This window comes from Pseudoxanthomonas sp. SE1 (genome assembly GCF_029542205.1).
Taxonomy (GTDB): Bacteria; Pseudomonadota; Gammaproteobacteria; order Xanthomonadales; family Xanthomonadaceae; genus Pseudoxanthomonas_A.
On the sequence record NZ_CP113783.1, the window covers coordinates 1,625,685 to 1,642,915 of the forward strand.

Below are 17,231 nucleotides of genomic sequence, written 5' to 3' on the forward strand. Positions count from 1 at the left end.
AGTCGCGACCGCACGAATTGAACATTCCGGTGCGTAACCGATAGCGCCTTGTTCGTTGGCCTCTCGCCGGAGCAGGCGATGGCACTGCTGTGAGTGACGGCGTGCGGTCGCGACTTACGTCGCTCCTACAAACAGCCGCGTCCTACGGCGCATACGCCCGCTCGCGCTCCTCCTGCAGTCGCTGCCGCAGGTACTGGTCGCGGGTGAGGCCAGCGGGGATGGTCGACATCGCCGCGACCTCGGCCACGACCTGTGCTTCGCGCGCCTTGTAGGACTGGAAGCGGGGGTCATTGCGTTGCTGCGCGGCGAAGGCGGCCATGCGCTGGTCGGCGTGGGCGCGATAGCGGTCGGCGATGGCCGCGACTTCCTCCGCCTGCCGCGCGGGATCGTCCACGGTCGCCTTGATCAGCGCGGTGCGCAGCAGCACGGCTTCGCCCGCAGACAGGCCGCCCGCTGCTTCGTACTTGTCGATCTGGCGCGTCAGCGCATCGGCGCGTTCGCTGCGTTCCACCGCGCGCAACGACGCGGAACGCGCGAAGAAATCTTTCGCATCGGCCTCGAAGCGCTGGCGCTCGAGATGCTCCTGCGCCTCTGGCGTGGCTTGCAACGACGACAGTGCCGATGAAGAGGCATCGGGCACTTCGGCCTGCGGGCGTCGTGCGTCCGACGGCATGCCCGCGTCATCGCGTTTCCACCACAGCACGGCCGCCACGAAGACCAGGCAAGGCACCAGCAGTATCAGCAGCTTCTTCATGCAGCGTCCCTCGTGCGCCGGGGCCGCCACGGCAGGGCGGCCCCGGACATCGGCCTCAGCCCATCAACTGGTCCACCAGCCAGTACAACAGGTTGAACGGCTTGGCCTTGTCGGCCTTGTCGTCCTGCTCGCTGGCGTCGAGCACCTTGCCCTGGCCGTCGAGCACGCTGTCGATGAAGTGCTTCAGTTCCAGGTTCTGCGCCTGCACGTCGGCGTTCTTGAAGTCGACGATGGTGGTGCAGTGGCTCTCGTTGAGCGCGCGGTACTGCGGGAAGTAGCCGCCGACGTTGTCCAGTCCGTTCAGGCGGTCGCGCAGCCGTGCGGTGTCGACATCCCAGCGTGCGTGGATGCGGGCCTCCTTGGTCGCCTGGTCGGGCGCATTGGCGATGTCGGGATAGAAGCGCTCGTACGAATACGAGGAATAGTTGAGGTCTTTCCAGAAGTGCGTATGGCCGAGTCGGTCGTTCGCATACTTGCTGGAAAGCGCGGGATACAGGCTGCCGAGTTCGTTCAGATCGAATTGCGGCAGGCCGCTGGCGAGGTAGGGCAGTGGGCCGTTGGGCTGGTCCAGGCCCCAGGCGCTGCGGATCAGCGCCATCAACGGTTGCGAGGGGTAGTCCGCCGGATTGCCGTTCTTCGGCGTGGGGAAGATCGGGCCGGAGTCGTCGATCAGGAAACTGCGCGTGGGAGCCATGTCGCGACGCAGCGGGTGGTAGCTGGTCAGGCTGCCCGCACCGCCGGCGCTGCAGCCGGTGGACAGCATCTGCGTGGGCCTGGGCAGGTTGTCCTTCAACCAGCCCGCCACCGCGCGCACGTTGCGCACGCCGTTGTGGTGCCAGACCAGCGGCGTGTTCTGGCCGCTCGGGTCGTTGTAGACCGCGACGCGGTCGCCGCTGTAGATGTCGCCGGTGCAGTAGGGCACGTAGACCATGTTCCAGCCCTGCGTCTTCACCCCATCGAACGGGCTGACACGGGTGACGAACGGACTGACCAGGCTGGCGCCCGGGTTCAGCAGGCTCATGTAGTCGTCGGGGATGCCGTTGGGATTGCGCGCGCCGCGGATGCCGCTCTGCCCGCTGCAACTGGCGTAGTCCCAGCACGCGCCGCCGCCTTCCATGTAGATGATGGTGTTGCGCGTATCCGCCACGCGGTTGACGAAGAACTTGAACGGCGAACCGTCGCCGCACACGGCGCCCGTCTGCGGTGCCAGCTGGATGGTCTGCCATGCGTCGTAGCGGCCGGGCTGGAAGCCGTCGTTGAATCCGGACGGATTGGCCAGCAACGGATAGGTGCCGGTGCGCTGCGCGGCGGTGACCTTGTTGTCGGCCTTGGGGGGCGAGACCAGGTTCACCAAGGTCTGCCAGAAACTGTAATCGCCTTGCTCGGCTTTCAGTGGCGCCGCCACCAGCAGGGTGAAGCTGGCGGCCGCCAGGACGAGGGGCAGGCGTGCGGGTCGTACGGGTGCAACCATGATCGGATCCTCCGGCGAGAGTCAGGTGGACGTTCAACGGGATGGACTGCCTTGGCGTGCGGCACGCGTGGGGGCGGCGACCGTACAGGGGCGGATGGTGGTGGCTTCGCGGCGCAGGTGAATTAAGCGGGTGTGATGGCGTCCGGTTTGGCTGCCGTCACCCCCCGTGTTGGCCGGAATACCCCCCTTCGAACCAGACGGAGAGCTGTCGGTGAGGGAGACGATCCTGCGTTGCAGCACGCATGGGCGCGTGGTTGTACGGGCGTGCGCGATGGACGCTGGCAACGGACCGTTGCGTGGTAATGCCTTGCCGCCCGTCCGGCGCAGCATGAACATGTGCGTCCCTCGCATCGTGCGCAGTGGAAGGCTTCACGGGGATCGCAATGCAGGAACTGGTCGACCGATACGGCGTGCTGCTGGTGTTCGCCAATGTGCTGGCGCTGTCGCTCGGGCTGCCCGTGCCCGCCATGCCGACCTTGATCCTCGTCGGCGCCGGCCTGGCGTTGCAGCCGGAGGCGATGTGGCTGCCGCTGCTGGGCGTGCTGGCCGTCTCCGTGCTGGCCAGCCTGATCGGCGACGGCGTGTGGTTCTACGCCGGCCGCCGCTATGGCAACCGCACGCTGCAGTCGCTGTGCCGGCTGTCGCTGTCGCGCGACACCTGCATGAAGCGCACCGAGCGCTTCTACGGCCGTTTCGGCATCCGCATCCTGTCGGTGGCGAAGTTCATCCCGGGGCTGTCGATGGTGTCCGTGCCGCTGGCGGGCGCGATGCAGGTGCGGCTGCCGCCGTTCCTGCGCTACGACGGACTGGGTGCGACGCTGTGGGCCGCGCTGGGCCTGGGGTTGGGCGTGGTGTTCGCTCCCCAGGTGGAAACGGTCATCGACACGCTGTCGCAACTGGGGACCGGTGCAGGCGTGGTCATCGGCGCGCTGCTGGCTGCCTATGTGGGCTGGCGCTGGTGGCGTCGGCGTTCGCTGTTGAGGTCGCTGGAAGCGGCACGGATCGATCCGCCGGAACTGGAGGCACTGGTCCAGGCGGGCCCGCCGCCGGTGGTGTTCGACATCCGCGCGCCCGGTTTCCGCGATGTGGACCCCTACGTCATCCCGGGTGCGGTGTTCGCGGACGAACGCCAGCTCGACGGCATCCTGGCCACGTACCCGCGCGAGGGCAAGATCGTCATCTACTGCGCCTGTCCCGACGAGGTGTCGGCCGCCTGGATGGCGGCAAGGCTGCGCAAGGCGGGCTTCCGCGATGTGTTGCCGTTGCGGGGAGGGATCGATGCCTGGCGGAGCGCGGGCTACCGGGTGGAGCGCATCGGCGGCTGAACCCGCGCGCCGGGATCAGTGCTCGATGCACACCCGGTTGCGACCTTCGCTCTTGGCGCGGTACAGCGCCGCGTCGGCGGCGGCCATCATACGGCTCACGGTGTCGCGATCAGGCGTCAGCGCGGCGATGCCGATGCTGACGGTGATCCGCTGGGCTTCACCACCGGGCCGGAACACCACCGCTTCCACGGCCTCGCGGAGGCGCTCGGCGAAGCCGTAGGCGGCCTCGGGCCCGCATTCGGGCAGCAGTACGGCGAACTCCTCGCCGCCGATCCGCGCCGCGGCGTCGTCGTTGCGCACGTGCCGCCGCACGAGGGTGGCGATCTGCTTCAGCACGAGGTCGCCGGAGATGTGGCCGTAGCGGTCGTTGATCGGCTTGAACAGGTCCACGTCGATGATGCACATCGTCAACGCGCGCTGGTGCCGCATGGCGCGCGCGATCTCCTTCTCCACCGTTTCGATGAAGTGGCGGCGGTTGTACATCTCCGTCAGGGCATCGTGGGTGGCGAGCTGGTAGATCTCCTCGTGGTAGCGCGCTTCCACGCTGCTGTGGCTGATGAACTTGAGGATGCTTTCGCCCAGCGTGATGTGGTCGCCGTCCACCAGCGCCGCCTCGGTCACCGGCATGTCGTTCAGCCGGGTGGTGTTGGTGGCGCCGAGATCGCGCACCCAGTAGGTATCGCCGTTGCGCCAGATCTCGCAGTGCACGCGCGAGACGCTGTTGTGCGGGATATGCAGGTCGGTTTCCTGCGAACGCCCCACGCGCACCGGTTGGGCATCGATGTCCGCGCGCCGGCCCAAGCCTTCGCCATGGATCACCACCACGCACGCCGAACGCGGCGCGTGCGGACGCGGGCCATCGCTCAGGATGGTCCGTTGCGTGGTGGGCGGATCGTGGAAATCCCGGGGCATGCGTGTGCTGCTGGCAGGTGCGGGTCCGAGTGTAACGGATCGGTCCGTCAACTCACGCTTCCGCTACCATGGCCGGGCGCACCGGGGACAGTGGCATGACATCGCAACCTTACGACGACCTCGCACCCACCGAGAGCCTGGCCACGCGCCTGCAGGACGCGCCCACCGCGCCCGACGGGACGCTCGCGCCGGGTGCACGGCTGGGGCGTTACCGCATCGAAGGGCTGCTGGGTCGGGGCGGCATGGGCGAGGTCTACCGTGCCGCGCAGCTGGAACCGGTCCGCCGCGAGGTGGCGTTGAAGCTGATGCGCGCGCAACGCCTGCAGGCGCGCCATCTGGCGTACTTCGAAGTGGAGCGGCAGGTGCTCGCGCAGATGCGCCATCCGGCGATCGCGCAGATCTACGACGCCGGCGCGACCGAAGAAGGCTTCCCGTTCTTCGCGATGGAGCTGATCGAAGGCACCCCCATCACGCGCTACTGCCGCGACCAGCGTCTGTCGCTGGATGCCCGCGTCGCGTTGCTGATCCGCGTCTGCGAGGGCGTGCAGCACGCGCACCACAAGGGCGTGGTGCATCGCGACCTCAAGCCCGGCAACCTGCTGGTGGACACCCTGGACGGCAGGCCGGTGCCGAAGATCATCGATTTCGGCATCGCGACCACCGCGTCGCTGGCGGGCGATGCCGTGCTTGAACGCGCGGGAACGCCGGAGTACATGAGCCCCGAGCAGGCGCAGGGCGATCCGCGCGAAGTGGATACCCGCAGCGATGTGTACTCACTCGGCGTGGTGCTGTGCGAACTGGTGACCGGCGTGCGGCCGGAAGCCGTGGGCGAGACTTGGTCCGCGGAGACGCCCACGGCCGTCGCGCCGTCGTCGCGGCTGGCGGGGCTGCCGGCCGAACAGGCACGCGAAATGGCGCAGGAGCGGGGGCTTTCGCTCGCGCGGATGCGCGATCGCCTGCGCGGCGACCTGGACTGGATCGTGCTGAAGGCCATGCAGCACGAGCGCGACGCCCGCTACGATTCGGCTGCGGCCCTGGCAGACGATCTGCAGCGCTACCTGGATGACCGGGTGGTCTCCGCGGTGCCCGCCAGCCGTGGCTACGTGTGGCGCAAGTTCCTGCGCCGCCACCGCGCTGCGGCCGTCGCGGCCGGCGTAGCGCTGGTGGCGCTGCTGGGCGGACTGGGGCTGTCGCTGTATGGGCTGCAACAGGCGCAGATGCAGCGCAGCGTGGCGGAGGCCCGCAGCGCGGAACTGGAAAAGGTGGCGGCCTTCCAGCAGTCGATGCTGGAAGGGATCGACATCGAGACCATGGGCGTGGGCCTGGCGGAGGGTCTGGTCCGGCAGGTCGGCAGCCTCGATCCGTCGGCAGCCGAGGCGTTCGGCGCCACGCTGGCGAAGACCAGCACCGGCGACCTGGCGCGCGACCTCGTGGACCGGCAGTTGCTGGCGAACGCCGAAGATGCGATCGCGCGCGATTTCGCGGATCAACCCGACGTGGCGGCCAGCCTGCGCGAGTCGGTGGGGCACGTGTACGCCGCCATCGGCCGCCATGACAAGGCGGCGGCGCACTTCGCGCATGTGGCGGACTACCGCAGCACGGTGCTGGGCGAAGGTGCGCAGGAAACCCTGCGCGCGCGGCGTGACCAGGTGCAGGCGCTGCTGGAAGGCGCCCATGTCGACCAGGCGGAGGCGGTGTTGCAGAAGGCGCTGCCGCGCGCGTTCGCATTGCCGGTCAACGACCGCGTGCGGGTGAAGCTGGAACTCGCGCAGGCGCAGGTGATCTCCGCACGTGGCGACCGGCCGCGCGCGAAGGGCGTGGTGCAGGCCGTGCAGGAGCGCCTGCTGGCCAGCGTGGGCGAGGGCGACCCGGCGACGCTGGAAGCCACCAACGACCTGGCGGCCGTGCAGCGCAACCTGGGCGAACTGCCCGAGGCGCGCGCCAACATGGAGAAGGTGGTCCGGCTGCGCACGGCCACGCTGGGTGCTGACCACGAGGAAACGCTTTCGGCGATGGGCAACCTCGCGGTGCTGCGCATCATGAATCGCGAAAAGGATGCCGCCATCGCGATGCAGCGGGACCTGACCGGACGCTACACGCGCAAGCTGGGCAGCGAACACCCGGTCACCCTGCAGGCGCGCAGCACGCTGGCCACGATGATGGTCGACGCAGGCCAGGCCGATGAGGCGCTGCCCCTGCTGAAGGACGCGCTGGCCGCGCGCGAACGCGTGCTGGGCCGTGATCATCCGCAGACCGTGCGCACCCGGCTCAACCTGGCGACCGCGCATGCACGCCTGAAGGACTATGCCGCCGCGTTGCCGCTCGAGGAGCAGGTGATCACCGTACGCAGCCGCGTGCTGGGGCCATCGCACCCGGACACGCTGTCGATCCTGGTCAATCATGCCGGCACGCTGCTCAATGCGAAGCAACCCGAGGCCGCGCTGCGCCTGCTCGGCGACATCCAGCCCCTGGCGCTGAAGGTGCTGGGCGACAAGCACCCGCAGGCGCAGCTGACGATGGTCATCCGTGCCGAAGCGCTGCGCACCACCGGGCGCACGCGCGAGGCGCTGGAGGAATACCTGAAATTGTTCGCCCTGCGTCGCGCGGTGCTGGGCGAGACGCACGTCGAGACGCGCACGGCGGCCTGGAACCTGATCGACACCTACCGTGAGCTCGGGCGCGGCGCCGAGGCCGACGCGCTGCACCGGCAGTACATCGCACCGCTGCTCGCAGCGGATCCCGAGACGCTGGACGATGCCGATACCGAGTTCGTCGACCGTTATCGCGAAGGAAAGCGGCCCGGCAAGCAGACCTGAGAACGCCCGGCCTCACTCGCCTGGCTTGGCCGCCGAACTGGAGGCTTCCGACGCCGCGCGGCGCGACAGCACGGCTTCGCGGTGGGCGATATAGGCATTGGCGCCAAAGATGATGCCGGCGCCCAGCAGCGTCCAGGTATCCAGCGTCTCGTCGAACAGCAACCAGCCGAACACCGCGACCACCGGCAGCTGCATGAAGCTGATCGGCGTCAGCGCGGAGACCTCGCCCAGCTTCAACGCGCGCGTCCACAGCATGTGGCCGCCGGTGCCGAGTACGCCGGCCGCGACCACCCATACCCAGGTGATGCCCTGCGGCCATTCCCACACCGCCAGCGCCGGCAGCAACGACATCGGTACCCACAGCAGCGTGGTGTAGATGACGATGCGGTCGGCCGGTTCGGTGTGCGAGAGCTGCTTGATCTGGATCGCCACCAGCGCGCTCATCACCGCCGCGAGCACGGCGATCAGCGCATCCGCGGTGAAGGCCGACGTGCCCGGCCGCACGATCACCAGCACGCCGATGAAGCCGAGTACCACCGCCGTCCAGCGACGCGCGCGCACCTGCTCGTTGAGCATTGCGGCGGCAGCGATGGTGACGAACAGCGGGGTGGAATAGGACAGCGAGACGGCCTGTGCCAGCGGCAGGTGGCCGATGGCCCAGAAGCCGGCCAGCATCGAGCAGATGCCGATCACGCAACGGAACAGGTAGCGCGGGAACTGGGTGGTCTTCAGGAAGCCGGGACCATGGCGCAGGATCAGCGGCGCCGCCGCGAGCAGTCCGAAGAAGTTGCGGAAGAACGCGATCTCGAACGTGTGCAGCGTGGCCGAGGCCAGGCGGATCGCCACCACCATCAGCGCGAAGAACACCGTGCTGCCCAGCATCAGCACGGCGGCGCGGTAGTGGGCGGGCAGGGTGGGCATCAGCGGCGGGAACCGGCCCCTTCCCCCGCACGCGGGGGAAGGATGGGATGGGAGCGAACGAAGTAACGGACGTCGAACCCACCGCTGATCCGTGGCGACACGACAAGCCGCGGCGGTCGAGTCCGTCGCGCAGACCGCAGGGGACTGGCTTCGGTCCGCCCCCACCCCAACCCTCGCCCGTGAACGGGGGAGGGAGCGGGTTCAAGGGCGCCGATGCGCATCATCGCGGGATTACCAGCTCGCCCCGATGAGCTTCGGCTCCGGCTCGATGGCCACGCCGAAGCGCGCCTGCACCGACGCCGCGATCTTCCTTGCCAGCGCCAGCAACTGCGCGCCGGTCGCCGCGCCATGGTTGACCAGCACCAGTGCGTGCGCGGCCGATACACCGGCATCGCCGTCGCGATGCCCCTTCCAGCCGCAGGCTTCGATCATCCAGGCCGCCGACAGCTTGCGGTTGTGTCCTGCATCGCCGCGGAACACGGGCAGGGTGGGGTAATCGACCAGCAGTGCTTCGGCCTGCGCCTGCGACACGATGGGGTTCTTGAAGAAGCTGCCGGCATTGCCGATCACGGCCGGATCGGGCAGCTTGCGGCGACGGATGCGGACTACGGCATCGCCCACGTCGCGTGCGGTCGGCGCGACGATGCCCATCGCGCCGAGTTCCTCGCGGATGCCGGCGTAGTCCAGGCGCAGGGACGGCGTGCGCGGCAGCAGGAATTCGACCGCAGTCACCAGGTAGCGGTCAGGCGCACGCTTGAACACGCTGTCGCGGTAGGCGAAGGCGCAGGCTTCGCGGTCCAGTCTTGCGCGCACGCCATGGTGGCGGTCGAACGCTTCGACGATATCGATGAACTCGCCGACCTCGGTGCCATAGGCGCCTATGTTCTGGATGGGCGAGGCCCCCGCGGTGCCCGGGATCAGCGCCAGGTTTTCCAGTCCGCACAGGCCCTGTTCCAGCGTCCAGACCACCAGCGGATGCCACGGCACGCCGGCGTCGGCGCGCACGCGCACGCGCTCGCCATCGTCGGACACGATGCGGGTCGAGCGGGTCGCGAGGCTGATCACCGCGCCCGGCGCATCGCCTGCGAACAGCAGGTTGCTGCCGCCACCGATCACCAGCGTTTCCGCACCGGAGACCTGCGGCAGGGCAAGCACCTCCTCCAGCGCGGCCACATCGTCCACTTCGACCAGCCACGGCGCTGCGGCAGGCACGCCGAAGGTGTTGCGCTCGCGCATCGATGCGTTCGCGGTGACGCGGTATCCGGTGGTCATTCCGGGGCTACCGGACCACCGCTGGGGGCTTCGCGGCGGCGGCGGATGGCTTCCACGCATTCGCGGACCAGCTCCGGCCCGCGGTAGACCAGTCCCGTGTAGCACTGCACCAGCGAGGCGCCGGCGGACATCTTCGCCACCGCATCGGCACCGGACAGGATGCCGCCCACGCCGATCAGCGGGATGCTGTGCGGCAGACGCGTGCGCAGGCGGCGCAGCACCAGCGTGGCCTGGCCCATCAGCGGCGCGCCGGACAGGCCACCGGTCTCGCGCGCGTGGGGATGGTCCTGCACGCTCAGGCGGGAGACCGTGGTGTTGGTAGCGATGACGCCATCCACCTGCATGTCGCCCAGCACGCGCGCCACGGCATCGATGTCGCTGTCCGACAGATCCGGGGCGATCTTCACCAGCATCGGCACGCGCTTGCCGTGCTGCGCCGCCAGGTCTTCCTGCGCTTCGCGCAGGGTGCCGATCAGCTGGCGCAGCGCCTGTTCTTCCTGCAGTTCGCGCAGGCCGGCGGTGTTGGGTGAGGAAATGTTGACGGTGATGTAGTCCGCCAACGGATAGACGCGTTCCAGGCAGTACAGGTAGTCGGACGCGGCACGCTCGTTGGAGGTGTCCTTGTTCTTGCCGATGTTGATGCCCAGCAGGCCACGGTCGCGGCGCGCGGCTTGGACATTGCGGATCAACGCATCGACGCCGTCATTGTTGAAGCCGAGCCGATTGATGACGGCCTGGTGCTGCGGCAGGCGGAACATGCGCGGCTTCGGATTGCCGGGCTGCGGCTTGGGCGTGACCGTGCCGATTTCGACGAAGCCGAAACCCAGCGCGAACAGCGCATCGATGTGCGCGCCATTCTTGTCCATGCCGGCGGCCAGGCCCACGGGATTGGGAAAGGTCAGGCCCATGACCTTGGTGGGCATGGGGGTGATCGGGCGCGCCACCAGCGGCGTGGTGCCGGTGCGGTAGGCAAGGTCCAGTGCCTTCAGGCCCATGCCATGGGCGGTCTCGGCATCGAGGCCGAAGAGGAAAGGTCGGGCGAGGGAATACATGGAGGCGGGCGGGTTCAGTTCAGCGTCGCCAGCCAGGCCATCCCGCCCAGGAACAGGAAGATCACCGCGATGCCGACCACCCACAGCAGCGCCGACACCCAGCCAAGGATCAGTCCGCCGATGGCCATGCCGTCGCCTTCCAGCGTGCCGGCGCTGCGGCGGATTTCCGCGCGCGCCATGTGGCCGGTGACGATGGCCACGAGCGTGCCGATGAAGGGCAGCAGGGTCCAGCCGAGGATGCCCGACACGAGGCTGGCGATGGCGAGGCTGCTGGTGGTGCGGGCTTGGTTCATCAGGGGCTCCGTGCAGGGGTCAGGGAGGCGATGGCGCTGGATCGGGCAGGCAAAAAAACGCGCCGCCCGTAAAAGGTGGCGCGATTATCCCAGATGCTGGCCCGTTCGGGGCAGCCGGCATGCGGGCACGCCGGCTGCCTTGCGGATCAAAGGTCGAACTTGATGCCCTGCGCGAGCGGCAGCGAGTCGGAGTAGTTGATGGTGTTGGTCTGGCGGCGCATGTAGACCTTCCACGCGTCCGAACCGGACTCGCGACCGCCACCGGTTTCCTTCTCGCCACCGAACGCGCCGCCGATCTCGGCGCCGCTGGTGCCGATGTTGACGTTGGCGATGCCGCAGTCGCTGCCGGCCGCCGACAGGAACTGCTCGGCCGCCTTCAGGTTCTGGGTGAAGATCGACGACGACAGGCCCTGCGGCACGGCGTTCTGCATGTCGATGGCTTCGTCGAGGGTCTTGTACTTCATCACGTACAGGATCGGCGCGAAGGTTTCGTGCTGGACGACTTCATCGGAGTTCTTCAGGCCGGTGACGATGGCCGGCAGCACGAAGTTGCCCGGGCGGTCGATCGCGGTGCCGCCGGTCTCGACGGTGCCGCCGCTGGCCTTGGCCTTGGCGATGGAGTCCAGGAACTGCTGCACGGCGCCCTGGCTGTTGAGCGGGCCCATCAGGTTGGCCGGGTCCAGCGGATCGCCGATCTTGCCTTCCACCTGCTTGTACGCCTTGACCAGCGTGGACAGCACGGTGTCGTAGATGGATTCGTGCACGATCAGGCGGCGCGTGGTGGTGCAGCGCTGGCCGGCAGTGCCGACGGCGCCGAACACGATGCCGGGCACGGCCAGCTTCAGGTCGGCGGTTTCGTCCAGGATGATGGCGTTGTTGCCGCCCAGTTCCAGCAGGCTGCGGCCCATGCGGCGCGCGACGCGCTCACCGACGGTGCGGCCGACCTGGGTGGAGCCGGTGAAGCTGATCAGCGGGATGCGCTTGTCGTCGACGAACTGCTGCGCCAGCTCGACGCCAGCATCGTTGATCAGGAAGAAGATGTCCGGGAAGCCGCCGGCCTTCAGCGCTTCGTTGCAGATCTTCATGCTGGCGATCGCGGTGAGCGGCGTCTTGTTGGACGGCTTCCAGATGCAGATGTCGCCGCAGATCGCGGCCAGGAACGAGTTCCACGCCCACACGGCGACCGGGAAGTTGAACGCACTGATGATGCCGACCAGGCCGAGCGGCTGGTACTGCTCGTACATGCGGTGGCCAGGGCGCTCGGAGTGCATGGTGTAGCCATACAGCATGCGGCTCTGGCCCACGGCGAAGTCGGCGATGTCGATCATCTCCTGCACTTCGCCATCGCCCTCGGGCTTGCTCTTGCCCATTTCCAGCGCGACCAGCGAACCCAGCGCATCCTTGTGCCTGCGCAGCGCTTCGCCGCACAGGCGCACGGCTTCGCCGCGACGCGGTGCGGGGGTGGTGCGCCACACCTTGAAGGCGGCCTGGGCGCGTTCGACGATCTTCTCGTAGTCGGCCTGGCTGCTGGCGTGCACTTCGGCGATCACCTCGTTGGTGGTCGGGTTGATCGACTGCAGCAGGCCGGCATCGGTGGTCGTGGACCACTCGCCACTGCCGAGGTAGGTACCGGAGTTGGTGGTGGCGAGGCCAAGGGCCTTGAGGAGGTCAGCAGGCATGGAAGCTCCAGGGTCATTGCGCGGGATGCCGCCGAACGGGGTGCGGCACCGGAAGAGGAGCGGAATTCTACCAGAGCGGGCCGGGCGGACCGCGCGTAAGCCTGTGTTTTTCCAATGGTTCTTGCGCAAACAGGCGCTTGCGGGCGCAGCCGTTGATCCGCTGCCGGGGTTTGTTCGGTTCGCCGACTGGCGATGAAGGCGTTCGGCGATTCGCCGAGCGGGCGGTGTGGCGCCAGGGTGTCGGCATGTGAAGGAAGATGGTGACCCCGGCGCGATTCGAACGCACGACCTGTCCCTTAGGAGGGGACCGCTCTATCCAGCTGAGCTACGGGGCCATCGGCGGCGATTCTCGCACGAAGCGCTCTCGCGCACGACGCTCCCGTGCAGGGTATGGGTACCAGGGCGAGCATCCGCATGGCAGTGTGGCGGGTATACCCGTACGCCCGGATCGCATGGACATCCGCATCGACGACCTCCGCCATCCCGCCGTGATCGCGCTGTTGCAGGAGCACCTGGACTGGATGCACCGCATCTCGCCACCGGAAAGCGTTCACGCGCTGGATCTGGACGCATTGCGCGGGCCTGGCATCACCTTCTGGGCGCTCTGGGATGGCGACGCTCTCGCGGGCTGCGGTGCGCTGCGCGAGTTGGACGCGCGGCATGGCGAAGTGAAGTCGATGCGCACGGCGCAGACCCATCTGCGTCGTGGCGTGGCGGCGCGGATGCTCGACCATATCCTGGCCGAGGCGCGCGGACGGGGCTACGCACGTCTCAGCCTGGAGACCGGGTCGATGGCCTACTTCGCACCCGCACGCGCGCTGTATGCACGCGCCGGTTTCATCGCCTGTGCGCCCTTCGATGACTATGCGGAAGACCCGAACAGCGTTTTCATGACCCGCACGCTCTAAGGTGCGCATTGGTTTCAGTTGCATCCATCTGAAATCATTGGCTTTGTTGCATCGCAACGCTTGACAGCCCCCGGGGGTGTCGTGGTTTTCTTCCTCCATGCGTTCCCTTGCCCACGCTCCCGCGAACACGTCCCCGGCCTTGATGGCGGCGTCGATGCTTGCGTGCGATGGACGCACCACCCTGATTACGACCATTACCACTCTGACTCGTCAGGTGCGGCTGGTCGTGTTCGCGTAGCTCGCAAACCACGGCCCCGCACCCGGATCAGGATGCAGGGCCACCCGACTTCCTGATGCGTGCCGGGCCTCCTTACCGAGGTTCCTGACCCATGTCGTCCCGCAGCGCTGAAGTCGAATCCAAACCCCGCACCGTCGTCCACAAGTTCGGCGGCACCTCCGTTGCCGATGCCGACCGGTACCGCCACGTGGCGCAGTTGCTGCTCGCGCGCGACGAGGACGTGCAGGTCACCGTCGTCTCCGCGATGAAGGGCGTCACCGACGCGCTGATCGAACTGTGCGAGCTGGCGGCGGCCAACCGCCCCGAATGGCACGAAAGCTGGCATGCGTTGCGGGCACGCCATCGCGGCGCTGCCGTGGCGTTGCTGGGAGAGGCGGCGGGACCGGTGATCGAATGGGTGGACGAACGCTTCGGGAAACTGGAGGAGATCCTCAACGCGCTGATCGTCATCGGCGGCCTGCCGGAACTGGTGCTGCAGCGCGTGCAGGGACTGGGCGAAGTGTGCTCCGCGCGATTGCTGGGCGAATACCTGACGCTGCAGGGCGAGGACTGTGCCGTGCTGGACGCGCGCGACGTGCTGCGGGTCGACCACGGCGAACTCGGCGTGGTGGTCGATTGGGACACCAGCGCGCAACGCCTGGCGGCGTGGCAGGCCTCGCACCCGCAGCGGCGCGTGGTGGTCACCGGCTTCGTCGCGCGCGATCGCGAAGGCCGCTTCACCACCCTGGGCCGCAACGGCAGCGACTATTCCGGTGCGATCTTCGCGGCGCTGTACGACGCGGCCGAACTGCACATCTGGACCGATGTCGACGGCGTGCTGTCGGCCGATCCGCGCGTGGTGCCCGAAGCCGTGCAGCTGGGTGCCCTGAGCTACGACGAGGCCTGTGAACTCGCGTACTTCGGCGCCAAGGTCGTGCATCCGCAGACCATGTCGCCGGCCATGGAACGCGGGCTGCCCATCATCATCCGCAACACCTTCCATCCGGAACATCCCGGCACCCGCATCACCGCCGAGCGCGACGCGGTGGGCCCGGTGAAGGGCCTGACGCTCAGCGCCGACCTCGCCCTGCTCAACCTGGAAGGCACCGGCCTGATCGGCGTGCCCGGCACGGCGGAGCGCGTGTTCGCGGCGTTGCGCAATGCGCATGTGTCGGTGGTGATGATCTCGCAGGGTTCGTCGGAGCATTCGATCTGCTGCGTGGTCAGGGCCAGCGAGGCGGGCAAGGGACAGGCGGCGCTGCTCGATGCATTCGCACATGAGCTGGACACCCGGCAGATCCAGCGCGTGCAGCGCCGCGACGGCGTCAGCGTGCTGGCCGCGGTCGGCGATGGCATGGCCGGGACGCCGGGCGTGTCGGCGCGCCTGTTCGGCGCGCTGGGACGCGCCCAGGTGAACATCCTGGCGATCGCGCAGGGTTCGTCCGAACGCAACATTTCCGTGGCCATCGACGGTGCCGACGCGACCAAGGCCCTGCGCGCCGCGCACGCCGGCTTCTGGTTGTCGCCGCAGACCTTCGCGGTAGGGGTGATCGGTCCCGGCAACGTCGGCGCGGCATTGATCGACCAGTTGCGTGCGGCGCAGCCGCAATTGCTGGCCAAGGCCAACCTCGACCTGCGCCTGCGCGCCATCGCCTCGAGCACGCGCATGCTGCTGGACGATCGCAGTCCGGACCACGACTGGCGCGCGCGCTTCGATGCCAGTGCGCAGGCCACCGATCTCGACCGCTTCACCCAGCACCTGCTGTCGGCGCACATGCCGCATGCGGTGATCGTGGACTGCAGCGCAAGCCCCCTCGTCGCCGACCGCTACGCAGAATGGCTGGCCGCCGGCATCCATGTGGTGACGCCGAACAAGCAGGCCGGCGCAGGTCCGCTGGCGCGCTACCACGCCATCCGCGACGCCGCCGCGGCCAGCGGCGCGCGCTTCCGCTACGAGGCGACCGTCGGCGCCGGCCTGCCGGTGATCTCCACCCTGCGCGACCTGCTGGATACGGGCGACACGGTGGTGTCGGTGGAAGGCATCTTCTCCGGCACGCTGGCGTGGCTGTTCAACAAGTACGACGGCAGCGTGCCGTTCTCGCGGCTGGTCACCGAGGCGCGCGGCCTGGGCTATACCGAACCGGACCCCCGCGATGACCTTTCGGGCACCGACGTGGCGCGCAAGCTGGTGATCCTGGCCCGCGAGGCCGGTCGCGAACTGGCGCTGGAGGACGTGCAGGTCGAAAGCCTGGTGCCGGAAGCGCTGCGACAGGCCAGCGTGGACGACTTCATGGCGCGGTTGGCCGAGGTGGATGCCGGCTTCGATGCCCGCCTGGCGAGCGCGCGCGCGGACGGCAACGTGTTGCGCTACGTCGCACGACTGGATGCGGAAGGCCGCGCAAGCGTGGGGCTGGTAGAGCTGCCGGCGGCGCATGCCTTCGGCAACCTGCGCCTGACCGACAACATCGTGCAGTTCACCACGCGCCGTTACTGCGACAATCCGCTGATCGTGCAGGGGCCGGGCGCAGGCCCGGAAGTCACCGCGGCCGGCGTGTTCGCCGACGTGCTGCGCGTGGCGGCAGGGCAGGGCGCGAAGCTGTGACGCATCCGGGGACGAACGAGATGGAGTGGGCATGAGGCAGCAGGCAAGTGCGTTTTCGCCGGCATCGGTGGGCAACGTCGGCGTGGGGTTCGACATCCTGGGCCATGTGATCGAAGGCGTCGGCGACACGGTGACCGTGCGCCGGACGGCATCGCCGGACGTGCGCATCGCCGCCATCCGCGGCGCCACCGTGGACCTGCCGCTGGACGCGCCGGGCAATACGGCTGGCGCAGCATTGATCTCGCTGCGCGATGCCTTGGCGCTGCCATTCGGGTTCGACGTGGAGATCGACAAGGGCATTCCGCTGGGCTCCGGCATGGGCGGTTCCGCCGCGTCGTGCGTCGCTGCGCTTGTCGCAGCCAACGCGCTGCTCGACGTGCCGCTGACGCGCGAGCAGCTGTACCCGCACGCGCTGGTCGGCGAGGCGGTCGCCAGCGGAGGCAGGCACGGCGACAACCTCGGCCCGATGCTGCTCGGTGGACTGGTCCTGTCCACGGCCGACCGCTTGGTGCGCGTGCCCGTGCCGGAGCATTGGCACAGCGTGCTGGTGCACCCGGATGCGATCCTGGAGACGCGCCGCGCGCGCGCCGCGTTGCAGGGCGCATACGAGCTGAAGGACTTCGTGGCGCAGAGCGCGAACCTTGCACTGGTGCTCGCCGGTTGCCATGCCGGTGATGCCGGGCTGGTGCGCGAAGGCCTGCGCGATGTGCTGGTCGAACCACGCCGCGCGCCACTGATCGTCGGCTTCGATGCGGCGAAACAGGCGGCGCTGGATGCCGGTGCGATGGGGGCCAGCATCTCCGGCGCCGGCCCCAGCGTATTCGCCTGGTTCGAGTCGCGCGGCGAAGCGGAAGCCGCGGTGCCCGCCGTGCAGGCAGCCTTCGCGGCTGCGGGCTTCGACAGCCAGGCCTGGGTGTCGCCGATCAACGCGACGGGCGCGGAACTTCTCCCCTCCAACTGAACTTCTCTTCCAGCGGCCGCGCTCCGTGCGTGGCGCTCTCCTGACGAC

13 protein-coding genes and 1 tRNA gene are annotated in these 17,231 nt (G+C 68.5%); 5 read left to right on the plus strand and 9 right to left on the minus strand.

What is annotated here, in order from left to right:
• Positions 1 to 142: 142 nt before the first annotated feature.
• Both OY559_RS07715 and OY559_RS07720 read right to left on the minus strand, forming a co-directional pair.
• Complete coding sequence (locus tag OY559_RS07715; RefSeq protein ID WP_277729454.1) at positions 143 to 754, minus strand: hypothetical protein; 612 nt, start codon at positions 752 to 754, stop codon at positions 143 to 145.
• A 55-nt stretch (positions 755 to 809) separates the two neighbouring features.
• Positions 810 to 2,225 carry a pectin acetylesterase-family hydrolase gene (locus OY559_RS07720; protein ID WP_277729455.1) on the minus strand — a complete coding sequence of 472 codons (1,416 nt, stop codon included), beginning with the start codon at positions 2,223 to 2,225 and terminating at the stop codon, positions 810 to 812.
• Positions 2,226 to 2,608: 383 nt separating this feature from the next.
• Here OY559_RS07720 and OY559_RS07725 point away from each other — a divergent pair, with 383 nt between their 5' ends.
• Positions 2,609 to 3,550: a DedA family protein/thiosulfate sulfurtransferase GlpE gene (locus tag OY559_RS07725; protein ID WP_277729456.1), complete on the plus strand. Its 942-nt coding sequence runs from the start codon at positions 2,609 to 2,611 to the stop codon at positions 3,548 to 3,550.
• Between the two features lie 15 nt (positions 3,551 to 3,565).
• Here OY559_RS07725 and OY559_RS07730 read toward each other — a convergent pair whose 3' ends face one another.
• Positions 3,566 to 4,462: a GGDEF domain-containing protein gene (locus OY559_RS07730; RefSeq protein WP_277729457.1), complete on the minus strand. Its 897-nt coding sequence runs from the start codon at positions 4,460 to 4,462 to the stop codon at positions 3,566 to 3,568.
• Between the two features lie 95 nt (positions 4,463 to 4,557).
• Between OY559_RS07730 and OY559_RS07735 the strand changes: the two genes are divergently transcribed.
• On the plus strand, positions 4,558 to 7,278 hold the full coding sequence (locus OY559_RS07735; protein WP_277729458.1) for a serine/threonine-protein kinase: 2,721 nt from the start codon (positions 4,558 to 4,560) through the stop codon (positions 7,276 to 7,278).
• 12 nt (positions 7,279 to 7,290) lie between these two features.
• Here OY559_RS07735 and OY559_RS07740 read toward each other — a convergent pair whose 3' ends face one another.
• From OY559_RS07740 to OY559_RS07765, 6 genes are all read right to left on the minus strand, one after another.
• A complete protein-coding gene (locus OY559_RS07740; protein WP_192200864.1) occupies positions 7,291 to 8,199 on the minus strand; it encodes a DMT family transporter in 909 nt (302 codons plus the stop codon).
• Between the two features lie 231 nt (positions 8,200 to 8,430).
• Positions 8,431 to 9,471, minus strand: coding sequence for a UDP-N-acetylmuramate dehydrogenase (gene murB / locus OY559_RS07745; protein WP_277729459.1), 1,041 nt, complete (start codon positions 9,469 to 9,471; stop codon positions 8,431 to 8,433).
• The gene (locus OY559_RS07750) at positions 9,468 to 10,523 is read right to left on the minus strand and encodes a quinone-dependent dihydroorotate dehydrogenase (protein ID WP_277729460.1); all 1,056 of its coding nucleotides are present in this window, start codon (positions 10,521 to 10,523) and stop codon (positions 9,468 to 9,470) included. The genes murB and OY559_RS07750 overlap by 4 nt, the downstream gene beginning before the upstream one ends.
• 14 nt (positions 10,524 to 10,537) lie before the next feature.
• Positions 10,538 to 10,816 carry a DUF4190 domain-containing protein gene (locus tag OY559_RS07755; RefSeq protein ID WP_277729461.1) on the minus strand — a complete coding sequence of 93 codons (279 nt, stop codon included), beginning with the start codon at positions 10,814 to 10,816 and terminating at the stop codon, positions 10,538 to 10,540.
• A gap of 146 nt (positions 10,817 to 10,962) precedes the next feature.
• Entirely contained in the window at positions 10,963 to 12,495 is a 1,533-nt protein-coding gene (locus tag OY559_RS07760) for an L-piperidine-6-carboxylate dehydrogenase (RefSeq protein ID WP_277729462.1), read from the minus strand.
• 258 nt (positions 12,496 to 12,753) lie between these two features.
• Positions 12,754 to 12,830 (minus strand) — tRNA-Arg (locus tag OY559_RS07765).
• A gap of 117 nt (positions 12,831 to 12,947) precedes the next feature.
• Here OY559_RS07765 and OY559_RS07770 point away from each other — a divergent pair.
• The 3 genes from OY559_RS07770 (at position 12,948) to OY559_RS07780 (ending at position 17,183) form a co-directional block, all read left to right on the plus strand.
• Positions 12,948 to 13,403, plus strand: a complete 456-nt coding sequence (locus OY559_RS07770; protein ID WP_277729463.1) for a GNAT family N-acetyltransferase — start codon at positions 12,948 to 12,950, stop codon at positions 13,401 to 13,403.
• Between the two features lie 329 nt (positions 13,404 to 13,732).
• Positions 13,733 to 16,222: a bifunctional aspartate kinase/homoserine dehydrogenase I gene (gene thrA, locus OY559_RS07775; protein ID WP_277729464.1), complete on the plus strand. Its 2,490-nt coding sequence runs from the start codon at positions 13,733 to 13,735 to the stop codon at positions 16,220 to 16,222.
• Between the two features lie 31 nt (positions 16,223 to 16,253).
• Positions 16,254 to 17,183, plus strand: a complete 930-nt coding sequence (locus tag OY559_RS07780; protein ID WP_277729465.1) for a homoserine kinase — start codon at positions 16,254 to 16,256, stop codon at positions 17,181 to 17,183.
• Positions 17,184 to 17,231: the final 48 nt, after the last annotated feature.